Source organism: Streptomyces sp. NPDC006458 (genome assembly GCF_040612135.1).
In the GTDB taxonomy this organism is placed as follows: domain Bacteria; phylum Actinomycetota; class Actinomycetes; order Streptomycetales; family Streptomycetaceae; genus Streptomyces.
Genome location: NZ_JBEXPR010000004.1, coordinates 17,903 through 41,229, shown reverse-complemented (window position 1 = coordinate 41,229; position 23,327 = coordinate 17,903). Strand labels below are relative to the sequence as shown.

Below are 23,327 nucleotides of genomic sequence, written 5' to 3'. Positions count from 1 at the left end.
GCGAACGGCTCTGAGAACTCTGAGAACTCTGAGAACCAAAGGACTCGGTGGAACCACGATGGCGAACGACGACAAGCTGCTCGACTACCTCAAGCGTGTCACCGCCGACCTGCACCAGACCCGGCGCAGACTGCAGGAGGTCGAGAGCCAGGAGCAGGAGCCCATCGCCATCGTGGCCATGAGCTGCCGCTACCCGGGCGGGGTCACCTCACCGGAAGACCTCTGGCAACTCGTCGCCGACGGACGCGACGCCATCACCGAGTTCCCCACCGACCGCGGCTGGGACCTCGACCAGCTGAGCGGCGGCGACACCGCCGGGCTCGGCACGAGCTACGTCCACGAGGGCGGATTCGTCCACGACGCCGGTGACTTCGACGCGGGCTTCTTCGGGATCGCCCCCAGGGAGGCGCTCGGCACCGACCCGCAGCAGCGGCTGATGCTGGAGGCCTCCTGGGAAGCCCTCGAACGGGCCGGCATCGACCCCGAGTCGGTGCGCGGCACCCAGGTCGGCGTGTTCGCCGGCTCCGGCATCCAGGACTACGAGTATCTGCTCGGCTCGGTCCCGGAGATCGCGGAAGCCTACATGACCACCGGCAACGCCGCCGCGGTCATCTCCGGCCGGGTCTCCTACACCCTGGGCCTGGAAGGCCCCGCCGTCACCGTGGACACCGCCTGTTCCTCGTCGCTGGTGGCGCTGCACCTCGCCGTGCAGGCCCTGCGGCAGAAGGAGTGCACCCTGGCCCTGGCCGGCGGTGTCATGGTGATGTCCACCCCGTCGCCGTTCATCGCCTTCAGCCGGCAGCGCGGCCTCGCCCCCGACGGCCGCTGCAAGTCCTTCGCCGACGCCGCCGACGGAACCGGCTGGTCCGAGGGCGTCGGCATCCTGCTGCTGGAGCGACTCTCGGACGCCCGCCGCAACGGGCACCCCGTGCTCGCCGTGGTGCGCGGCAGCGCCGTCAACCAGGACGGCGCGTCCAACGGCCTCACCGCCCCCAACGGCCGTGCCCAGCAGCGGGTGATCCGCCAGGCCCTGGCCAACGCGCGGGTGCCGGCCGCACAGATCGATGTCGTCGAGGGCCACGGTACGGGGACCACCCTCGGCGACCCGATCGAGGCACAGGCGGTGCTGGCCACCTACGGCCAGGACCGCCCGGAGGGCCGGCCCCTGTGGCTGGGCTCCGTCAAGTCGAACATCGGTCACGCCCAGGCCGCCGCGGGCGTCGGCGGCGTCATCAAGATGGTCATGGCCATGCGTCATGGCCTGCTGCCCAGGACCTTGCACGTGGACGAGCCGTCCACCCACGTCGACTGGTCGGCCGGCGACGTGCGGCTGCTCACCGAGGCCGTGCCCTGGCCGCGGACCGAACACCCCCGCCGCGCGGGCGTCTCCTCGTTCGGCGTCAGCGGCACCAACGCACACATCATCCTTGAGCAGGCACCGCAGGACGACGCCGAAGCCGCCGCCGAGGAACCCACTCCGGCACCGCACCGGGCAGGCGTCCCCCTGCCCTGGCTCGTCTCCGGCCACGGCGCGAACGCTCTGCGGACCCAGGCCGCGCGAATCCACGACCACCTCGCCGCCGATCGGGCCCGGCCGCTGGACATCGCCTACTCCCTGGCCACCTCCCGCGCGGCGCTGGACCACCGCGCCGTCGCGCTCACCGACTCCCGTGCCGCAGGCCTCGCCGCCTTCTCCGCCCTAGCCTCCGACGAGCCTGCCTCGGGCCTGGTAAGTGGCGTCACCACCACCGGCACATCCGCCTTCCTGTTCACGGGGCAGGGGGCGCAGCGCCTGGGCATGGGGCGTGAACTGCACGCCGCTTTCCCCGTCTTCGCCGGGGCGTTCGACGCGGTGGTGGCGGAGCTGGACGCGCATCTGGACCGTCCGTTGCGGGAGGTCGTGTGGGGCGAGGACCAGGAGCTGCTGAACCGGACGGGCTATGCGCAACCGGCGCTTTTTGCGCATGAGGTGGCGTTGTTCCGGCTGGTGGAGTCGTGGGGTGTGCGGCCGGACTTCGTGGCCGGGCACTCCATCGGGGAGCTGGCCGCCGCGCATGTCGCCGGGGTGCTGTCCCTGCCCGATTCCGCGATGCTGGTGGCGGCGCGGGGCGGGCTGATGCAGGCGCTGCCCGCCGGTGGTGCGATGGTGGCGGTGCAGGCGGGCGAGGACGAGGTACGGCCGCTGCTCACCGGCGAGGTGGGTGTCGCGGCGGTCAACGGCCCCCGGGCAGTGGTGATTTCCGGTACCGAGGACGCGGTCGCGGGCATTGCCGCCGGGTTCGAGGCCCGGGGGCGCAGGACGACACGGCTCGCGGTGTCGCACGCCTTCCACTCGCCGCTCATGGAGCCGATGCTGGCGGAGTTCCGTCACGTCGCCGGGCAGCTCACCTACGAGCAGCCGCGGATTCCAGTGGTGTCCACGGTCACGGGTGTCGCGGCCACGGAGTTGACGGACCCGGAGTACTGGGTGCGCCAGGTCCGCCAAGCGGTCCGGTTCGCGGACGCGGTCCGCGCGCTGGAGGCCGAAGGAGTCAGCCGCTTCCTGGAGTTGGGCCCGGACAGCGTGCTGACAGGACTGGCTCAGCAGTCGGTCACCGGCGAGCGGACGACGCTGGCCGCCGCGTCCCGCCGTGACCGTGCGGAGGCGGACACCCTCGTGACCGCCCTGGCCCAGCTGCACGTGGCCGGTGCGACGGTGGACTGGGAGGCCTTCTTCGCCGGGACCGGGGCCCGCCGTATCGACCTGCCGACGTACGCGTTCCAACGGGACCGCTACTGGGTCGACGCCCCACAGAACCTCCTCGGCGGAGGCCCCGGCGATGTGACGGCCGTGGGCCTCGCGGCGGCCGGGCACCCGCTGCTCGGTGCCGCGGTGATGCTGGCCGACTCCGACGGCGTGGTGCTCACCGGCCGGCTCTCGCCGTCCGTCCAGCCGTGGCTCGCCGACCACGTGGTCGGCGGGTCGATCCTGTTCCCCGGCACCGGCTTCGTCGAGCTGGCGATCCGCGCGGGGGACCAGGTCGGCTGCACCACCCTCGACGAACTGACCCTCCAGGCACCCCTCGTCCTCCCCGAGCGCGGCGGCGTTCAGCTCCAGGTCGTGGTCGGGGCGCCGGACGCGTCCGGGCGGCGGGGTGTCACCGTGCACTCCCGTGCCGAGGACCAGCCGGACACGCCCTGGACGCGGCACGCCGACGGTGTGCTGAGCACGGACGTTCCCGCCGCGTCCACCGATCTCACCTCGTGGCCGCCGGCCGGCGCGGTCCCCGTGGCCGCCGACCGGCTGTACGACGACTTCGCGGCCTCCGGGCTCGCCTACGGCCCCGTCTTCCGCGGTCTGACCGCCGCGTGGAAGTCCGGCGACGAGGTGTACGCCGAGGTCGCGCTGCCCCAGCCCGCCGCGGGCGGGGCCGACCGGTTCGGCATCCACCCCGCCCTGCTCGACGCCTCGCTCCACGGAGCCCTGTTCACCGGCATGTTCGACGACGCGGGCGGGCCGGTGCTGCCGTTCGCCTGGTCCGGTGTGCGGTTGCACGCCACGGGCGCGCACACGGTGCGCGTCCGCCTGGCTCCCGCGGACCGGGCCGGCCTCTCCCTCACCGTCGCCGACGCGGCCGGACGGCCGGTGCTCTCGGTGGCGTCCCTCGTCCTTCGCGCGGTCTCCCAGCAGCAGCTCGCCATCGCGCGCACCGGTTTCCACGACTCGCTGTTCACCCTGGAGTGGACACCCGTGCCGACCGCCGAGGGCGCGGTCACCGTCGCCGAATGGGACGCGCTGCACGCCGACGGCCTGGTCCCCGATGTCGTCGTCCTGCCCTGCGCACCGGGCACCGACGCCGTGGCGGTCCACGCGACCACCCACCGTGTCCTCGCCGTACTGCAGTCCTGGCTCGCGGACGACCGGTACGCCACCTCCACACTCGTGATCGCCACCAGCGGCGCCGTCGCCCTGCCCGGCGAGACCGTCGCCGACCTCGCCGGAGCCGCGGCCTGGGGCCTGGTCCGCGCGGCCCAGTTGGAGAACCCGGGCCGGTTCGTACTGGCCGACCTCGACGACCCGGCCCAGATCGCGGCCGTCGTCGCCTCCGGCGAACCCCAGACCCTGCTGCGCGACGGAGTCGTGTACGCGGCCCGCCTGGCCCGCGTCCCGCGCGAGGAGCGCGCACGGCGGGAGGGCGAGCAGGGCGAGCGAGACGGCCGCGGCGCGGGTGAGCGGCACGGCGCGTTCGGTACCGGCACCGTCCTGGTGTCGGGCGCCACCGGCGCGCTGGGCCGGCTCGTCTCCCGCCACCTCGTCGCCGCGCACGGCGTACGCAGCCTGCTGCTCACCAGCAGACGAGGTGCGGACGCCCCCGGCGCCGACGACCTGGTGGCCGAGCTGACCGCACTCGGGGCCGAGGTCACGGTCGCGGCCTGCGACGTGACCGACCGCGACGCGCTGGCCGCCCTGCTCGACAGGGTCCGGCTGACCGGCGTCGTCCACCTGGCCGGCGTACTGGACGACGCCATGACCCCCGCGCTGACCCCCGAGCGCGTGAGCGGCGTCCTGCGGCCGAAGGTGGACGCCGCGCTGAACCTGCACGAACTGACCGCGGACAAGGACCTGGCCGCGTTCGTGCTGTTCTCCTCCGCGTCGGGTGTGCTCGGCGCGCCAGGACAGGGCAACTACGGCGCCGCCAACGCGTTCCTCGACGCGCTCGCCGCGCACCGGCGAGCCGCTGGACTGCCCGCCCAGTCCCTGGCGTGGGGCCTGTGGGCGAGCGGCATGGCCGACACGCTCTCGGATTCCGATCTCCAGCGGATGAGCCGCAGCGGCATCGGCGCCCTCACCGACGAGCAGGGCCTCGCGCTGTTCGACACCGCGACGGCCGTCGACGCGGCCACCGTGCTGCCGATCGCGCTGGACCTCGGGACCCTGGGCGAAGCGGGCGAGAACCTGCCCCCGGTCCTGCGCGGCCTGGTCCGGGTGCGCACCCGCCGCACCGCCACCGCGGCCCCGGCCGCCGCGGCGTCGGCACTGCGGCAGCGGCTCGGCTCGCTCGACCCGGAGGAGCGCGCCGCAGCGCTCCTGGACCTGGTCCGCACGCAGGTCGCCTCGACCCTCGGCTACGGCGGTCCCGGCGCGGTGGACGCCCAGCGCGCCTTCAGCGACCTGGGCTTCGACTCGCTCAGCGCGGTCGAGTTCCGCAACGCCCTGAACGAGGCCGCCGGCGTACGGCTGCCCGCCACTGTGGTGTTCGACCACCCGACTCCGGCCGTGCTCGCGCGGCACCTGCTCGACGAGCTGTTCGGTGGTGCCGAGCAGTCGGTGTCCGTGGTGCCCGCCACGCCCGACCACGTCCACGCGGACGACCCGATCGCGATCGTCGGCATGGCCTGCCGCTACCCGGGGGGCGTGACCTCTCCGGAGGATCTGTGGCGGCTGGTCGCCGACGGCGTCGACGCGATCTCCGAGTTCCCCGTCAACCGCGGCTGGGACACCGAACGCCTCTACGACCCGTCGGCGGAGCGCCCGTACACCACCTACACCCGCGAGGGCGGCTTCCTGCACGAGGCGGGCGACTTCGACCCGGCGTTCTTCGGGATCAGCCCGAACGAGGCCGCCATCATGGACCCGCAGCAGCATCTGCTGCTGGAGACCGCGTGGGAGGCCATCGAGCGCGCGGGCATCGACCCCGCCTCGCTCCAGGGCAGTGCCACCGGTGTCTACGCCGGTGTGATGTACCACGACTACGCCAACAACAGCAGCACCGGCGCCATCGCCTCCGGCCGCGTGTCCTACGTCTTCGGTCTCGAAGGCCCCTCGGTCACGATCGACACCGCGTGCTCCTCGTCCCTCGTCTCCCTGCACCTGGCGGCGCAGGCGCTGCGGTCGGGAGAGTGCTCGCTCGCCCTGGCGGGCGGCGTCGCCGTGATGGCGACGCCCGAGGTGTTCGTCGAGTTCAGCCGTCAGCGGGGCCTCGCCTCGGACGGCCGCTGCCGGTCCTTCTCCGACGAGGCCGACGGTACGGGCTGGGGCGAGGGTGCTGGTGTGCTGTTGCTGGAGCGTTTGTCGGATGCGCGGCGTCATGGGCATCCGGTGCTGGCGGTGGTCAGGGGCAGTGCGGTGAACCAGGACGGTGCGTCGAATGGTCTGACGGCTCCGAACGGTCCGTCGCAGCGTCGGGTGATCCGGCAGGCGTTGGCGAACGCGGGTCTGTCGAGTGCCGATGTGGATGTGGTGGAGGCGCACGGTACGGGTACGCGGCTGGGTGATCCGATCGAGGCGCAGGCGCTGCTCGCGACGTACGGTCAGGACCGGCCCGAGGATGAGCCGCTGTGGCTGGGGTCGATCAAGTCGAACATGGGTCACACCCAGGCGGCGGCCGGTGCGGCGGGCATCATCAAGATGGTGATGGCGATGCGGCACGGGGTGTTGCCGCGGACGCTGCACGTCGGTGAGCCGAGCGCGCGGGTGGACTGGAGTGAGGGCAATGTCGCGCTGTTGACGGAGGCGGTCGTCTGGCCGGAGCGTGACCGTCCGCGCCGGGCGGGCATCTCCTCGTTCGGCCTGAGCGGCACCAACGCCCATGTGATCGTCGAGGCGGCTCCTGCCGAGACTCCCGTCCGCGAGGTATCCGAGGAGCCGGTGTCGGTGCCGGCCGTTCCCTGGGTGCTGTCGGGCAGGACACCGGCCGCGCTGGCCGCACAGGCGGAGCGTCTGCTCCCGGTCGCCGGTGAGTGCGACGCGCTGGATGTCGCGTACTCGCTGACCGCCTTCCGGGCCCGGTTCGAGCACCGCGCGGTGGTCCTCGGCGGCGACGCCGGGGAACTGCGGCGCGGACTGGCCGCGTTGGCGGCCGGTGAGCCGGACCCGGGTGTGGTGCTGGGCGCGGCGCGTGGGCCGGGCCGCTCGGCGTTCCTGTTCACGGGGCAGGGTGCCCAGCGGGTTGGCATGGGCCGAGAACTGCACGCGGCCTTCCCGGCCTTCGCGGAGGCCTTCGACGCGGTGGTGGCGGAGCTGGACGCCCACCTCGACCGTCCCCTGCGGGAGGTCGTGTGGGGCGAGGACCAAGAGCTGCTGAACCGGACCGGATTCGCGCAGCCCGCGCTGTTCGCTCATGAAGTCGCGTTGTGCGCACTGATGGAGTCGTGGGGGGTGCGGCCCGGCTTCCTCGCCGGGCACTCCATCGGCGAACTCGCCGCCGCGCATGTCGCCGGGGTGCTGTCCCTGCCTGACGCCGCGATGCTGGTGGCGGCGCGGGGCCGGCTGATGCAGGCGCTGCCCGCCGGCGGTGCGATGGTGGCCGTGCAGGCGACCGAGGACGAGGTACAACCGCTGCTCACCGGCCAGGTGGCCATCGCGGCGGTCAACGGCCCCCAGGCCGTGGTGGTTTCCGGCGCCGAGGACGAGGTCACACAGCTAGCGGCGCGCCTCGAAGCCGAGGGCCGCAGGACGACGCGGCTGGCGGTGTCGCACGCGTTCCACTCCCCGCTGATGGAGCCGATGCTCGCGGACTTCCGCGAGCTCGCCGGGCAGCTCACCTACGAACAGCCGCGTGTGCCGGTCGTTTCCACGGTGACCGGCGCACTGGCCACGGAGTTGACGGACCCGGAGTACTGGGTGCGCCAGGTCCGTGAGGCGGTGCGTTTCGCGGACGCCGTCCGCTCGCTGGAGGCCGAAGGCGTCGGTCAGTTCCTGGAGCTGGGCCCGGACGGGGTCCTCACAGGGATGGCCCGGCTGAGCGTGGAGTCCGGGGACGCGCTGCTGGTCGCGGCGTCGCGCCGTAACCGTCCGGAGCCGGAGACCCTCCTCACCGCCCTGGCCGGCCTGCACGCGCACGGCGTGGCAGTGGACTGGGAGGCGTTCTTCGCCGGGACCGGGGCCCGCCGTATCGACCTGCCGACCTACGCCTTTCAGCGCGAACGCTTCTGGGTCGACACGCAGCAGTACCTGGCCAACTCCTGGCTGGGCAGCGAGCTGGGCGGGGTCCCGTCCGCGGGCCTGGTGTCCGCCGGGCATCCGTTGTTGGGTGCTGTGGTGCCGTCGCCGGACTCGGACGGTGTGACGTTCACCGGCCGGCTGGCGGTGGGCACGCAGGGCTGGATCGCCGATCACGCGGTGCTGGGCCAGGTCTTGTTGCCGGGTACGGGATTTGTGGAGCTTGCGGCCTGGGCGGGTGGCCAGGTGGGTTGCGGGGTGCTGGAGGAGCTGGCGTTGCAGGCTCCTTTGGTGCTACCCGGGTCGGGTGGTGTGCAGGTTCAGGTGGTGGTCGGCGCTGCGGACGGGTCCGGGCGGCGCACCGTGACCGTGCATTCGCGCGCGGAGGACCGGCCGGACGGGCCGTGGGTGCTGCACGGGGACGGTGTGCTGGCGCCGGGCGGCTCCGGGGCGTCGTTCGAACTGTCGCAGTGGCCGCCGGCGGACGCGGACGTACTCGACCTTGAGGGTGAGTACGAGGGCTTGTCGGAGCTGGGCTACCGCTATGGGCCGGTGTTCCAGGGGCTTGAGCGGGCGTGGCGGCGTGGGGATGAGTTGTTCGCCGAGGTCGCGCTTCCGGAGTCGGAGCACGGGGAGGCGGAGGAGTTCGGCATTCATCCGGCGCTGTTGGACGCGGCGATGCATGTGGCGCTGGTCGGTGGCACTGAGGGCGGTGAGCCGGTGCTGCCGTTCGTGTGGAACGACGTGCGGCTGCATGCGGTGGGGGCTTCCAGGGTGCGGGTGCGGTTGACGCGTCCGACGTCGGAGAGTCTGACGCTGGAGGTGGCGGATGCGGTGGGTCGGCCGGTGGTGTCGGTCGGCTCGGTCGTGGGGCGTCCGGTGTCGGCCGGGCAGCTGAACGCGCCGGGTGAGGAGTCGCTGTTCCGCATCGCGTGGAATGCGTTGCCGGGCGAGACTACTGCCGAGGCGGAGTGGACCGGGTGGGATCAACTGCCCGCCCAGGGGCCGGCGTCGGGGACGGTCGCCTTCGAGTGTGCCGTGGCGGACGGCGACGTCCCGGGGGCGGTTCGTGATACGACGCGCCGGGTTCTGAGTGTCGTACAGGAGTGGCTGGCTGACGAGCGGTTCGCGGGTGCGACGCTGGCGGTGGTGACGCGGGGCGCGGTGGCTGTGTCGGACGGTGCGCCGGTGGATGTGGTGCAGGCTCCGGTGTGGGGTCTGGTGCGGGCGGCGCAGGCGGAGAACCCGGGCCGTTTCGTGCTGCTGGACAGCGACGGACCGGCGGGGTCGTTCACCAGTCTGGGTGCGGCGCTGGCGTCCGGTGAGCCCGAGCTGGCGGTCCGTGAGGGGCGGGTGTTCGTGCCCCGGCTGGTGCGCGTCGGGGCTGCGGCACCGGAGACGGAGCTGTGGGACACCGACGGCACCGTGCTGATCACCGGCGGCACGGGTGGTCTGGGCGCGCTGGTGGCCCGGCACCTGGTGACGGAGCACGGCGTGCGGCATCTGGTGCTGACCAGCCGTCGCGGTCCGGACGCGCCGGGCGCAGCCGAACTACAAGCCGAACTCGCCGAGTTGGGCGCCGAGGTCACGCTCGCGGCCTGTGACGTCGCCGACCGTGAGGCACTGGCCGCGCTGCTCGCCGGCATTCCCAAGGAGCAGCCACTGCGGGGCGTGGTCCACGTCGCGGGGGCCATCGACAACGGCCTGGTCGGCGTCCTCACTCCCGAGCGGTTCGACGCCGTACTGGCGCCGAAGGCGGACGCGGCGTGGCATCTGCACGAGCTGACACGCGATCTCGGCCTCACCGCTTTCGTGATGTTCTCCTCGGCGGGCGGCCTCGTCCTGGCGGCCGGGCAGGCGAACTACGCGGCGGCCAATGTCTTCCTGGACGCGCTGGCGGAACACCGCCACGCCGCCGGGCTGCCCGCGACGGCTGCGGCGTTCGGCCTGTGGGACACGCACACCGGGATGACCCAGTCGCTCGACCTGGCCACCGAGCGGATGGCGGCGCAGGGCCTGCCCGCGCTGTCGACCGAGCTGGGACTCGAACTGTTCGACGCCGCGCTGCGCTCCGGACTCCCCGCGCTGGTGCCGGTGCGCGTGCAGCCGTCGGTGCTGCGCGGGCGCGGCGAGGAGGTACCGGCACTGCTGCGCGGGCTGGTGCGGGTGCCGGGCAGCCGGCTCGCGCGCGCCGCGGGGAGCGCGGGAGCGGGCGGGCTGGAGCAGGAACTGGCCGGACTGGACGCGACCGAGCGCGACCGTGTCCTGCTCGACCTCGTACGCCGTCAGGTGGCCGCGGTGCTCGGGCACGCCTCCGCCGACGCCGTCGAGCCCGACCGGGCGTTCCAGGAACTGGGCTTCGACTCGCTGGCGGCGGTGGAGCTGCGCAACAAGCTGGGCACCGTGACCGGGATGCGCCTGCCGGCCACGCTGGTCTTCGACCACCCGACCGCGCAGGCCGTGGCGGAACACATCGGCGCCTCTCTGACCAGCGCCATGACGGCCGCGGGGCGTACGGCGACTGTGCGGCCGGCCGGTGCCGGCCGTAGCGACGAGCCCGTGGCCGTCATCGGGATGGCGTGCCGCTATCCGGGCGGAGTGACCTCTCCGGAGGATCTGTGGCGACTGGTCGCCGACGGTGTCGACGCGATCTCGGACTTCCCGGCCGACCGCGGCTGGGACGAGGACGTGTACGACCCCGAGCCCGGTCGGCCCGGCAAGACCTATGCCAGGGCCGGCGGCTTCCTCCATGACGCCGCCGACTTCGACAGCGGCTTCTTCGGCATCAGCCCCAACGAGGCGCTGATGATGGACCCCCAGCAGCGGCTCCTGCTGGAGACCTCGTGGGAGGCAATCGAGCGCGCCGGGATCACGCCCGCGTCCCTCAAGGGCAGCTCCACCGGTGTCTTCGCCGGGTTGATGTACCACGACTACGGGCTGGGGGAGGCCGCCGCCAGCGCCGGGGGCAGCCTCGTGTCGGGACGTACGTCCTATGTGCTGGGCCTGGAAGGCCCGTCGGTGACCGTGGACACGGCCTGCTCGTCCTCGCTGGTGTCGCTGCATCTGGCGGCGCAGGCGCTGCGGTCGGGGGAGTGCTCGCTCGCCCTGGCCGGCGGCGTCGCCGTGATGGGCACGCCCGGGATGTTCGTCGAGTTCAGCAGGCAGCTCGGCCTCGCGCCCGACGGCCGGTCCAAGTCGTTCGCCGCCGCGGCCGACGGCGTCGCCTGGGCCGAGGGCGCCGGTGTGCTGCTGCTGGAGCGGCTGTCGGACGCCCGGCGCAACGGACACCAGGTGCTGGCCGTGATCCGCGGCTCCGCCGTGAACCAGGACGGCGCCTCCAACGGAATGACCGCGCCCAACGGCCCCTCGCAGCAGCGGGTCATCCGCCAGGCGCTGGCCAACGCGGGCCTGTCCGCCACCGAGGTCGATCTCGTGGAGGCGCACGGCACGGGCACGCGGCTGGGTGACCCGATCGAGGCGCAGGCGCTGCTCGCCACGTACGGCCAGGACCGGCCCGAGGACCAGCCGCTGTGGCTGGGGTCGATCAAGTCGAACATCGGACACGCGCAGGCCGCGGCCGGTGTCGCCGGCGTCATCAAGATGGTGCAGGCGGTTCGTCACGGCACGATGCCGAGGACACTTCACGTGGACGAGCCCTCGCCGCACGTGGACTGGTCGCAGGGCGACGTCCGGCTGCTGACCGAGGAACGCGCGTGGGCGCCGGACGGCAGGCCCCGCCGAGCCGGGATCTCGGCCTTCGGGATCAGCGGCACGAACGCCCATCTGATCATCGAGGAAGCCCCGCCGCGGGACGTTCCCGAGCGTGTTCCCGCCACGGTGCCCGTACCCGCGCTTCCGTGGGTGCTCTCGGGCCGGACATCGGCCGCTCTGGCCGAGCAGGCGCAAAACCTGATCCCGCTCGTGGCCGAGCGCGATCCGCTGGACATGGCGCTCTCGCTGGCGACCACCCGCACGGCCTTCGAGCACCGCGCGGCACTCGTGGGCGCGGATCGTGACGCGCTCCTGCGTGGTCTGACCGCCCTGGCCGAGGGGCGCAACGCCCCGGTGGCAGTGCAGGAGTTCAGCCGCCGTACGGGCTCGACCGCGTTCCTGTTCACGGGGCAGGGGGCGCAGCGTCTGGGGATGGGGCGTGAACTGCACGCCGCGTACCCGGCGTTCGCCGCTGCCTTCGACGCGGCGGCCGGGGAGCTGGACAGGCACTTGGACCGTCCGCTTGCCGAGGTGGTGTGGGGCGAGGACGAGGGGCTGCTGCACCGGACGGGGTACGCGCAGCCGGCGCTGTTCGCGTTCGAGGTGGCGTTGTTCCGGCTCGTGGAGTCGTGGGGTGTGCGGCCGGACTTCCTGGCCGGGCACTCCATCGGCGAACTCGCCGCCGCGCACGTCGCCGGGGTGCTGTCCCTGCCTGACGCCGCGATGCTGGTGGCGGCGCGGGGCCGGCTGATGCAGGCGCTGCCCGCCGGCGGCGCGATGGTGGCGGTGCAGGCGACCGAGGACGAGATGCGTCCGCTGCTCACCGATCGCGTGAGTATCGCCGCCGTCAACGGCCCGCGGGCCGTGGTGATCTCCGGCGCCGAGGAAGCCGTGATCGAGGTGGCGGCGCGGTTCGAGGTCGAGGGACGCACGACGTCCTTGTTGCGGGTCTCCCACGCGTTCCACTCGCCGCTGATGGAGCCGATGCTCGCGGACTTCCGTGAGGTCGCCGGACGGCTCACTTTCGGGCAGCCGCGGATTCCGGTGGTCTCCACGACGACCGGCCGACTGGCCACGGAGTGGATGGAGCCGGAGTACTGGGTGCGGCAGGTCAGGGAGGCGGTGCGGTTCGCGGACGCGGTGCGTGCTCTGGAGGCCGAAGGAGTCACCCGGTTCCTGGAGCTGGGCCCGGACGGCGTGCTGACCGGACTGGCTCAGCAGTCGGTCACCGGCGAGCGGACAATGCTGTTGGCGGCGTCCCGCCGCAACCGCCCGGAGCCGGAAACCCTGGTCACCGCGCTGTCCGGTCTGCACGCGCACGGTGTGGCGGTGGACTGGGAGGCGTTCTTCGCGGGTACCGGGGCTCGCCGTGTCGATCTGCCGACGTACGCCTTCCAGCGCGAGCGCTATTGGGTCGAGCCGGTCAAGGCGATGACGGACGTCTCCGCGGTGGGCCAGACGGCCCTGGATCACCCGGTGTTGGCGGCGGCGGTGCCGGTGCCCGGTTCGGACGCGGTGACGTTCACCGCGCGGCTGTCGCTGTCCGGGCACGCCTGGATCGCCGACCACGAGGTACTGGGGAGCGTCATCCTCCCCGGCACGGGCTTCGTCGAGCTGGCGGTCCGCGCGGGGGATCAGGTGGGGTGTGACGTACTGGAGGAGCTGACCCTGCGGGCCCCGCTGTCACTGTCGGGGCACGGCGGCGTGCAGGTGCAGGTCATGGTCGGTACCGCGGACGGGTCCGGGCGCCGCACGGTGACGGTGCACTCGCGGCCGGAGGGTCTGCCGGACGGCGTATGGACCCTGCACGCGGAGGGTGTGCTCGCCTCGGCGCCGCAGTCCGGATCTGCTCCCTCGGTCGGGGAGTGGCCCCCGGCGGGTGCGGATCCGGTGGACGTGGAGGGTGCCTACGACCGGCTGGCGGAGCTGGGCTACCGGTACGGGCCGGTGTTCCAGGGTCTCCAGCGGGTCTGGCGGCGGGGCGACGAACTGTTCGCCGAGGTCGCGCTGCCGAAGCAGACGCATGAGGAGGCGGGCCGGTTCGGAGTTCACCCCGCGCTGCTCGACGCCGCCCTGCACGCCGTCCTGCTCGACGGGGGTGAGCGGACCGCGCTGCCCTTCGTCTGGAACGACGTCCGGCTGTACGCCACCGGCGCCACCACGGTCCGCGTCCGGATCGGGCGGCCCACCGCGGAGAGCCTCACGCTGGTTGCCACGGACACCGCCGGCCGGCTCGTCGTGTCGGTGGGCTCGGTGGTCAGCCGTCCGGTGTCCGAGGAGCAGCTCGCCGCGGCGCGGACCAGCTTCCACGACGCGCTGTTCGGCCTTGAGTGGCGACCCGCACCGGCGACGGCCGCCATGGCCGGCACGATCACCATGGCCGACTGGGACGCCCTGGCACCGGAGTCCCCGGCCCCCGCCGTCGTCGTCCTCACGAACGAGCCGAACGTGCAGAACGTGCCGGGTGCGCCGAACGTGCCGGGCGAGCCGAACGTGCTGAGCGGGCCCGGTACGGACGCCGCCGCCGTCCACGCCCGGGTCAATCGCGTGCTCGGCGTGCTTCAGGACTGGCTCGCCCAGGAGCGGTTCGCCGACTCGACCCTGCTGGTCGCCACGCGGGGCGCGGCGGCCCTGCCCGGCGAGGACGTGACCGACCTGGCCGGAGCCGCCGTATGGGGCCTGCTGCGGGCGGCCCAGCGGGAGCATCCCGGCCGGTTCGTGCTGGCCGACCTGGACGGGCCGGTCACCGCGGCGCGGATCGCCGCCGTGATGGGCTCCGGTGAACCGCAGGCGCTGCTGCGGGGCGACGTGGTGCACACACCACGTCTCACCCGGGTCGCCCGCGGCGCGGAGGAGCAGCACGCCCCACGGGACCGGTTCGGCACCGGGACCGTGCTGATCACCGGCGCGACGGGCGCCCTCGGCCGCCTGATCGCGCGGCATCTGGTCGCCGAGTACGGCGTACGTCGTCTGCTGCTGACCAGCCGGCGCGGCCCGCACACCCCAGGTGCCGGCGAACTACGAGCCGAACTGGCCGAGTTGGGCGCCGAGGTCACCGTCGCGGCCTGCGACGTCGCCGACCGCGAGGCGCTGGCCGGACTTCTGGCCGCGGTACCGGACGAGTACCCGCTGACCTCCGTGATCCACCTGGCGGGCGTGCTGGACGACGGCCTGCTCGGCGGGCTCGGACCGGAGCGGATGTCCACCGTGTTGCGCCCGAAGGTGGACGCCGCCCTCAACCTGCACGAGCTGACCGCGGGCCTGGATCTCTCCGCCTTCGTCCTGTTCTCCTCGGGTACCGGCGTCGTGGGCGGTGCGGGCCAGGCCAACTACGCCGCGGCGAACGCCTTCCTCGACGCGCTCGCGGCGCACCGGCGGGCCGCCGGCCGGCCAGGACAGTCGCTGGCGTGGGGCCTGTGGGCGGGCGGCATGGCGGACGCGCTCGACGAGGCCGATCTGCGGCGGATGAGCCGCAACGGCATCGGCGTGCTCCGCGACGGCCAAGGGCTGGACCTGTTCGACGCCGCCACGGCGACGGACCAGGCCCTGCTGGTGCCGATGCTGCTCGACCTCAAGGCTCTGGCCGAGGCGGGGGAGGAGCTGCCGCATCTCTTCCGCGGGCTCGTACGACAGCGCACACGTCGCGGAACGGCCGGGACCCAGCTCGAAACAGGCGCACTGGAAGGGCAGTTGGCCGTGCTCGGGGCCGAGGAGCGCGAAGCGTTGCTGCTGGAACTGGTCCGCGGCTACGCCGCCGGGGTACTGGGACATACCTCGGGCGACGCGATCGAACCCGATCGGGCCTTCAGTGAGCTGGGCTTCGACTCGTTGACCGCCGTGGAGTTCCGCAACGCCCTGGGCGGAGCCGTCGGCGTACGGCTGCCCGCCACCCTGGTCTTCGACCACCCGACGCCCGCGGTGCTGGCGCGGCATCTGCTCGGTGAGGTGACCGGCGGCGGACAGCACCGGGTCCAGGCGGCGCGGACCCTCCCGCTGGACCCGGCGATCACGGACGACCCGATCGCGATCGTCGCGATGGCCTGCCGCTACCCGGGCGGGGTGGCCGGGCCCGACGACCTGTGGCGGCTGGTCTCCGACGGTGCCGACGCGGTCTCGGACTTCCCCGTCGACCGCGGCTGGGACGAACACGTCTACGACCCCGAGATCGGCAAGCCCGGCCGGACCTACACCCGGTCCGGCGGCTTCCTCCACGAGGCGGCCGAGTTCGACGCGGGCTTCTTCGGCATATCGCCGCGCGAGGCGCTGGGGATGGATCCGCAGCAGCGGCTCCTCCTGGAGACCTCCTGGGAGGCGTTCGAGCGGGCCGGGATCGACCCGGCGACACTGAGGGGAAGTTCGACCGGCGTCTTCGCGGGGGTGATGTACCACGACTACGGCGGTGATCACGCCGGCAGCGTCGTCTCCGGCCGGGTCGCCTACACCCTGGGCCTGGAGGGGCCCGCCCTGACGGTGGACACGGCCTGCTCGTCGTCGCTGGTCTCCCTGCACCTCGCGGCGCAGGCGCTGCGTGCGGGGGAGTGCGAGCTCGCACTCGCGGGCGGTGTGACCGTGATGGCCACGCCGGAGACGCTGGTGTACTTCAGCGAGCAGCGCGGGCTTGCCCCCGACGGCCGCTGCAAGTCCTTCGCCACAGCCGCGGACGGCACCGGCTGGGCCGAGGGCGCGGGGGTCCTGCTCCTGGAGCGGCTGTCGGACGCCCGGCGCAACGGCCACCCGGTACTCGCCGTGGTCCGGGGCTCCGCGGTGAACCAGGACGGTGCCTCCAACGGATTCACGGCCCCGAACGGCCCCGCCCAGCAACGGGTGATCCGGCAGGCGCTGGCCAACGCGGGCCTGACGCCGCCGGACGTCGACGCCGTCGAGGCGCACGGTACGGGTACGCGGCTGGGGGACCCGATCGAGGCGCAGGCGCTGCTCGCCACGTACGGCCAGGACCGGCCCGAGGACGAGCCGCTGTGGCTCGGCTCCATCAAGTCCAACATCGGTCACACCCAGGCGGCGGCCGGTGCGGCGGGCATCATCAAGATGGTGATGGCCATGCGGCACGGGGTGCTGCCTCGGACGCTGCACGTCGACGAGCCCAGCGCGCAGGTGGACTGGAGTGAGGGCAATGTCGCGCTGTTGACGGAGGCGGTCGTCTGGCCGGAGCGTGACCGTCCGCGCCGGGCGGGCATCTCCTCGTTCGGTCTGAGCGGCACGAACGCCCATGTGATCGTCGAGGCGGTCCCGGCGGAGGCCGAGGCGGTGGCCGGGGAACCGGTCTTGGTGCCGGTCGTTCCGTGGGTGCTGTCCGGCAGGACGCCAGCCGCGCTGACCGCTCAGGCCCGGAAGCTGCTGCCCCACACCGAGCGCGATCCGCTGGACGTGGCGTACGCGCTGGCGACCTCGCGGGCGGGCTTCGCACAGCGCGCCGTCGTGGTGGGCACCGACGTCGAGGAGTTGCGGCGTGGGCTGACGGCGCTGGCCGAAGGTGCCGCCGACCCGGCCGTCGTGCTGGGTACGGCGCGTCGTACGGGCAGGTCGGCGTTCCTGTTCACCGGACAGGGGGCGCAGCGCCTGGGCATGGGGCGTGAACTGCACGCCGTGTACCCGGCCTTCGCCGCCGCCTACGACGCCGTGGCCGGGGAGCTGGACAGACACCTGGACCGTCCGCTGTCCGAGGTGGTCTGGGGTGAGGACGAGGAGCTGCTGAACCGGACCGGGTACGCGCAGCCCGCGTTGTTCGCGTTCGAGGTGGCGTTGTTCCGGCTCGTGGAGTCGTGGGGTGTGCGGCCGGACTTCCTGGCCGGGCACTCCATCGGTGAACTCGCCGCCGCGCACGTGGCCGGGGTGCTGTCCTTGCCCGATGCCGCGATGCTGGTGGCGGCGCGGGGCCGGCTGATGCAGGCGCTGCCCGCCGGTGGTGCGATGGTCGCGGTGCAGGCGAGTGAGGAGGAGGTACGGCCGCTGCTCACCGACGAGGTGGGCATCGCGGCAGTCAACGGCCCTCGGGCGGTGGTGATCTCCGGGGCCGAGGACGCGGTCATGCGGATCGCTGCCCGCTTCGATGCCGAGGGGCGGAGGACGACCCGACTCGCGGTCTCCCACGCCTTCCACTCGCCCTTGATGGACCCGATGCTCACGGACTTCCGCGAGATCGTCGGACAGCTCACCTACGGGCAGCCACGGATGTCGGTCGTTTCCACGGTGACGGGTGCCCCGGCCATGGAGTGGACGGACCCGGAGTACTGGGTGCGGCAGGTGCGGGAGGCGGTCCGGTTCGCGGACGCGGTGCGTGCGCTGGAGGCCGAAGGGGTCAGCCGGTTCCTGGAGTTGGGCCCGGACGGGGTGCTGACCGGGATGGCCCGCCAGTGCGTGGAGTCCGAGGACGCGGTGCTGGTGGCGGCGTCCCGGCGCAACCGGCCCGAGCCTGACACCCTCGTCGCGGCCCTGGCCCGGATGCACGTGGCCGGCGCGACGGTGGACTGGGCGGGGTTCTTCGCCGGAACCGGCGCCCGCCGCGTCGACCTGCCCACGTACGCCTTCCAGCGGGAGCGTTACTGGGTCGAGGCGGCCAAGGCGATGACCGACGTCTCCGCGGTGGGCCAGATGGCCCTGGATCACCCGGTGTTGGCGGCGGCCGTGCCGGTGCCGGACTCGGACGCGGTGACGTTCACCGCGCGGCTGTCGCTGTCCGGGCACGCCTGGATCGCCGACCACGAGGTGCTGGGCAGCCTGATCCTTCCCGGGACGGGCTTCGTGGAGCTCGCGGTCCGGGCGGGCGACCAGGTGGGCTGCGACGTACTTGAGGAACTGACCCTCCAGGCCCCGCTCGTGCTGAGCGAGGGCGAAGCGGTGTCCCTGCAAGTGGTGCTGAACGCACCGGACGAGCAGGACCGGCGCCGCGTGCGGATCTACTCGCGCCCGGAGGGCCAGCCGGACGCGCCTTGGACCCGTCACGCCGACGGTGTGCTGTCGACGGGAGCCCCGGCCCCTGCTGCCGACCTCCGCCAGTGGCCGCCGGCGGACGCGTCCGCGCTCGACACCACCGGCCTCTACGGTGTTCTCGCCGACCACGGCTTCGGCTACGGCCCGGTCTTCCAGGGTCTCCAGGGCGCCTGGCGGCGCGGCGACGAGCTCTTCGCCGAGGTCGCGCTGCCGGAGCAGGCGCATGAGGACGCGGCCCGGTTCGGGATTCACCCCGCCCTCCTCGACGCCGCCATGCACCCGCTGGGCCTGGGAGGGCCCGGGACCGACGCCAACGACGAGCGGCAGACACTCGTCCCGTTCTCGTGGAACGGCCTGACCCTGCATGCCTCCGGTGCCACCGCCCTTCGGGTGCGGCTCACCCGCGCCGAGGGCACACACGGCGCCATCCGCCTGGACATCGCGGACTCCGGCGGAGCGGCGGTGGCCTCCGTGGCCGAACTGGTGCTGCGTCCGGTGTCCGCGGCTCAGTTGAGCGGGCCCATGAACGACTCGCTGTTCTGCGTCGAATGGAGCGCCGCGCGGGAGAGCGGCACGACGGCGGCGTGGACCGCGTGGGATCAACTGCCCGCCGAGGGAGCGGTGTCGGGGACAGCGGTCTTCGAGTGTGCCGTGCCGGGCGGTGACGTGCTGTCCGCTGTGCGCGACACGACGCATCGCGTGCTGGGCGTGGTGCAGGAGTGGCTGGCCGACGAGCGGTTCGCGGACGCGACGCTGGCGGTGGTGACGCGGGGCGCGGTAGCCGTATCGGACGCCGACGCGGTGGATGTGACGCAGGCTCCGGTGTGGGGTCTGGTGCGGGCGGCGCAGGCGGAGAATCCGGGCCGTTTCGTGCTGCTGGACTGCGACGGTCCGGTGGGGTCGTTCGCCGGTCTGGGCGTGGCGCTGGCGTCGGGTGAGCCCGAGCTGGCGGTCCGTGCCGGGCAGGTGTTCGTGCCGCGGCTGGTGCGCGTCGGCGCTGCGGCACCGGAGGCGGAGCTGTGGGACGCCGGCGGCACGGTGCTGGTCACGGGTGGTACCGGTGGTCTCGGCGCGCTGGTGGCCCGGCATCTGGTGGCGGAGCACGGAGTCCGTCATCTGGTGCTGACCAGCCGCCGTGGCCCGGACGCGCCGGGCGCCGTGGAACTGCGGGACGAGCTGAGCGACCTCGGGGCGCGGGTGACCGTGCTGGCCTGCGACGCCGGTGACCGGGCGGCGCTGGCCGCGTTGCTCGCGGACATCCCCGCCGGGCATCCTCTGCGGGGTGTGGTGCATGTGGCGGGTGTGGCGGACAACGGCCTGGTGGGGGCGTTGACGCCGGAGCGGTTCGGTGCCGTGCTGGCGCCGAAGGCGGACGCGGCGTGGCATCTGCACGAGCTGACGCGTGATCTGGATCTGACGGCTTTCGTGATGTTCTCCTCGGCCGGTGGTCTGGTGATGGCGGCGGGCCAGGGCAGTTACGCCGCGGCGAACGTCTTCCTGGACGCGCTGGCGCAGCACCGCCGGGCCGTGGGGTTGCCCGCGACGTCGATGGCGTACGGCCTGTGGGACGTGAACACCGGGTTGAGCCAGTGGCTCGGCGAGGCGGACCTTCAGCGCATGAGGCGTTCGGGTACCCCGGCGCTCTCGGAGCAGGAGGCCCTGCGCTTGTTCGACGCGGCACTCGCGACCGACCGGGCGGCTCTCGTTCCCTTGCGGGTGGACACCGCGGCCCTGCGCGACCGTCCCGACGAAGTGCCCGCCCTGTTGCGGGGGTTGGTGCCCGCGATACGGAGAAGGGCGGCGGACACCGGGCGGGCGGAGGCCGGGGCGTTGCGGCAGCGGCTCGCCGGGCTCGGAGACGACGAGCGCGCCCGAGTCGTGCTGGACACCGTGCTCGGCTACGCCGCGCAGGTGCTGGGGCACGCGGACGCGACCGCCGTCGATCCGGAGAGCGGCTTCCTGGAGTCGGGCTTCGACTCCCTGACCGCGGTGGAGCTGCGCAACCTGCTCAACACCGCGACCGGCCTGAACCTGTCGGCCATGGTCGTCTTCGACAGCAAGAACCCCGCCGAGCTGGCCGACGTCGTGCGGGCCCAGCTCGCCGCGCCGCCCGCCTCGACGAGCCCCGGCGGGGCCGGCACCACCGCGGCTGCTCAGCCCCCCGTCCGACGTGAGGAGACGCTCTACGACCTGTTCCTCGGCGCCATCCTGGCGGGGAACGCGCGACAGGGCATGGCGATGCTCCAGGCGGTGGCTGCCCTGCGGCCCGTGTTCGAATCCCCCGAGGACCTGCCGGAACCGCCGTCCCCGGTGTCCTTCCCGGTCGCGCCGGCGGAGGACGGCCGGCCGAGGCCGCGGCTGATCTGTCTGAGCACGCCGACCGTGGCCGGGGGAGTGCATCAGCACGCGCGGCTCGCGGCCCGGCTATCGGTGCCCGTCACCGCGATCCCCACCCCGGGATTCGGGCGCGACGAGCTGCTGCCCGGATCGTTCGAGGCCGCCGTCCGGGTGCTGGCCGAGAGCGTGCTGAAGGCCGCGGCGGGCGAGCCGTTCGCGTTGTACGGGTTCTCCTCCGGCGGACTGCTCGCCCACGCGACGGTGGCCTGGCTCGAACGCGAGCTGGGCGTGCGGCCGACGGCACTGGTCATGGCGGACACCTATCGCGTCGGCCACGGGATCAATGAGGCGATCTTCGACCAGATGGCGTTCGCCGTCGAGGAACGGGCGGCTGTCCTGGGCGAGTTCAGCGGCGCGGAACTCTCCGCGATGGGCCGCTACGCCGAACTCCTGCCGCGGTTCCGGGAGGAGAGCATCAAGACACCGCTGTTGTTCCTCCAGGCGGGCGAGCCGTTCGCCCACGACGGCCGGCCGGTGCTGGACGAGGGGGACTGGCAGGCCACCTGGGACACGGCCGACGCCGTGCGGACGGTGCCCGGAACCCACTTCACCATGGCCGAGCAGGACGCCGCGACCACGGCGTCGGCCATCGAGGACTGGCTGGCGCAGCTCCCGCGGGACTCCGCCGGACAGCAGGACCGATGAACAGCACAACCGACAGGGAGTGGGAGGGCATCCGGTGACCCTGAACAGCACGGCCGCCGCCGAGCGCGCCGCAGCCCAGCGGATCCATGAATTCATGCTGGCGGAGGGCCGGTTGGCACCGGACCGGCCTGCCGTGGTGCAGGCCGACGAGGCCGGCGCCGTCACGGTGCTGACGTATCAGCAGCTTGAGCAGTTGATGCACAGCTACGCGGTGGCGCTCGACAAACTCGGGCTGGACATCGGTGACCGAGTGGTGCTGGAGTCGGAGAACTCGGCTTCGGCCGTGGCGATGCTGCTGGCCTGCTCGTCGCTGGGGCTGACGTTCATCCCGGTCAGCCCCGAGGTTCCCGGGCCCCGGTTGCGGTCCATCATCGACACCGCGGAACCCGCGCTGCATCTGCAGAGTGATGAGGGGAGCCGGGAAGGCATCCCCGAGCAGGTGGGTACCGCCCGGTTCGGTCCGGACGGGGTGACCCTGGAGCGTCCGCCCCTGCCGCGGACCCGGCGTCGGCGGGCGGCGGTCGGTACCGACGCCGCGTACATCATCTTCACGTCCGGTACGACCGGGCGGCCCAAGGGTGTGGTGATGAGCCACCGCGGGGTGCTCTCCTTCTACCGCGGGATGCTGCGGTGCGACATCATCACCCCCGAGGACCGGGTGGCCACCACCTCCCCCTTGCAGTTCGATTTCTGCCTGCTCGACATCGGTCTCACCCTGGGGACCGGAGCCACGCTGGTGCCTGTGCCCAGGGGCATGCTGAGCTGGCCGCGGCGCCTGCTGAGGTTTCTCGCCGAGACGGGCGCGACGCAGGTCAACGGCGTTCCGTCGATCTGGCGTCCGGCACTGCGGCACGAGGCCGACCAGATCGCCGCGCTCGGCGGTCAGGTGCGCGGTGTGCTGTTCTCCGGTGAGCCGTTCCCGCTGCCCGAGCTGCGTAAGCTCCAGTCCCTGCTGCCCGATGTGCGGGTGGTCAACTGCTTCGGGCCGACGGAGGCCATGGCCTTCTCGCTGACCGATGTGCCGAACCCGCTCCCGGACGATCTGGAGAGGCTCTCCATCGGCTTCGCCTATCCCGGCGCGGAGATGCTGCTGATCGGCGAGGACGGCGCCGTGATCGACGAGGCGGGTGTGACGGGGGAGATCCATCTGCGGGGGCCGTCCCTGTTCACCGGATACTGGGACGACCCGGACGCCACCCGACGGGCCCTGGTGCCCGATCCGCTCGACCCGCGGTCGGGGCAGGTCGTGTACCGCTCGCGGGACCTGGCCTATTACGGTGACAACGGCGAGCTGTACTTCGTCGGCCGGGCCGACCACCAGGTGAAGATCCGGGGCAACCGGATCGAACTCGGCGAGATCGAGCGCAGGCTGCTGGAGTTCCCCTCGGTCACCGCCGCCGCGGTGGTCGTCCGCGAAGAGGCGGGCAAGGAGCCCGAGTTGCACGCGTTCGTGGTGGCGGCGCCCGGGGCGGCGCCCAACGAGAAGTCCGCGTTCAGTGGCTTCTGCGCACAGACCCTGCCCGCCTACATGGTGCCGAGGAAGGTCGATGTGATCGACGCCCTGCCGGTCACCCCGAACGGCAAGACCGACCGCCGGGCACTGGCGGAGCGCCCGTCGGTATGACGTCCGGCCGGCACCGCCCGTGGGGCCTGTCGTCACATTCCCTTCGTCCGGCCGCCGGGCAGGCGGGAATGTGACGACGGG

Annotated in this window: 2 protein-coding genes; both read left to right on the top strand. The window is 73.0% G+C overall.

Going from position 1 to position 23,327, the window contains the following annotated elements:
• The first annotated feature begins 58 nt into the window (after positions 1-58).
• Complete coding sequence (locus tag ABZZ79_RS07005) at positions 59-21,622, top strand: SDR family NAD(P)-dependent oxidoreductase (protein ID WP_356687289.1); 21,564 nt, start codon at positions 59-61, stop codon at positions 21,620-21,622.
• 94 nt (positions 21,623-21,716) lie between these two features.
• Positions 21,717-23,246, top strand: coding sequence for an AMP-binding protein (locus ABZZ79_RS07000; RefSeq protein ID WP_356687683.1), 1,530 nt, complete (start codon positions 21,717-21,719; stop codon positions 23,244-23,246).
• Positions 23,247-23,327 lie beyond the last annotated feature (81 nt).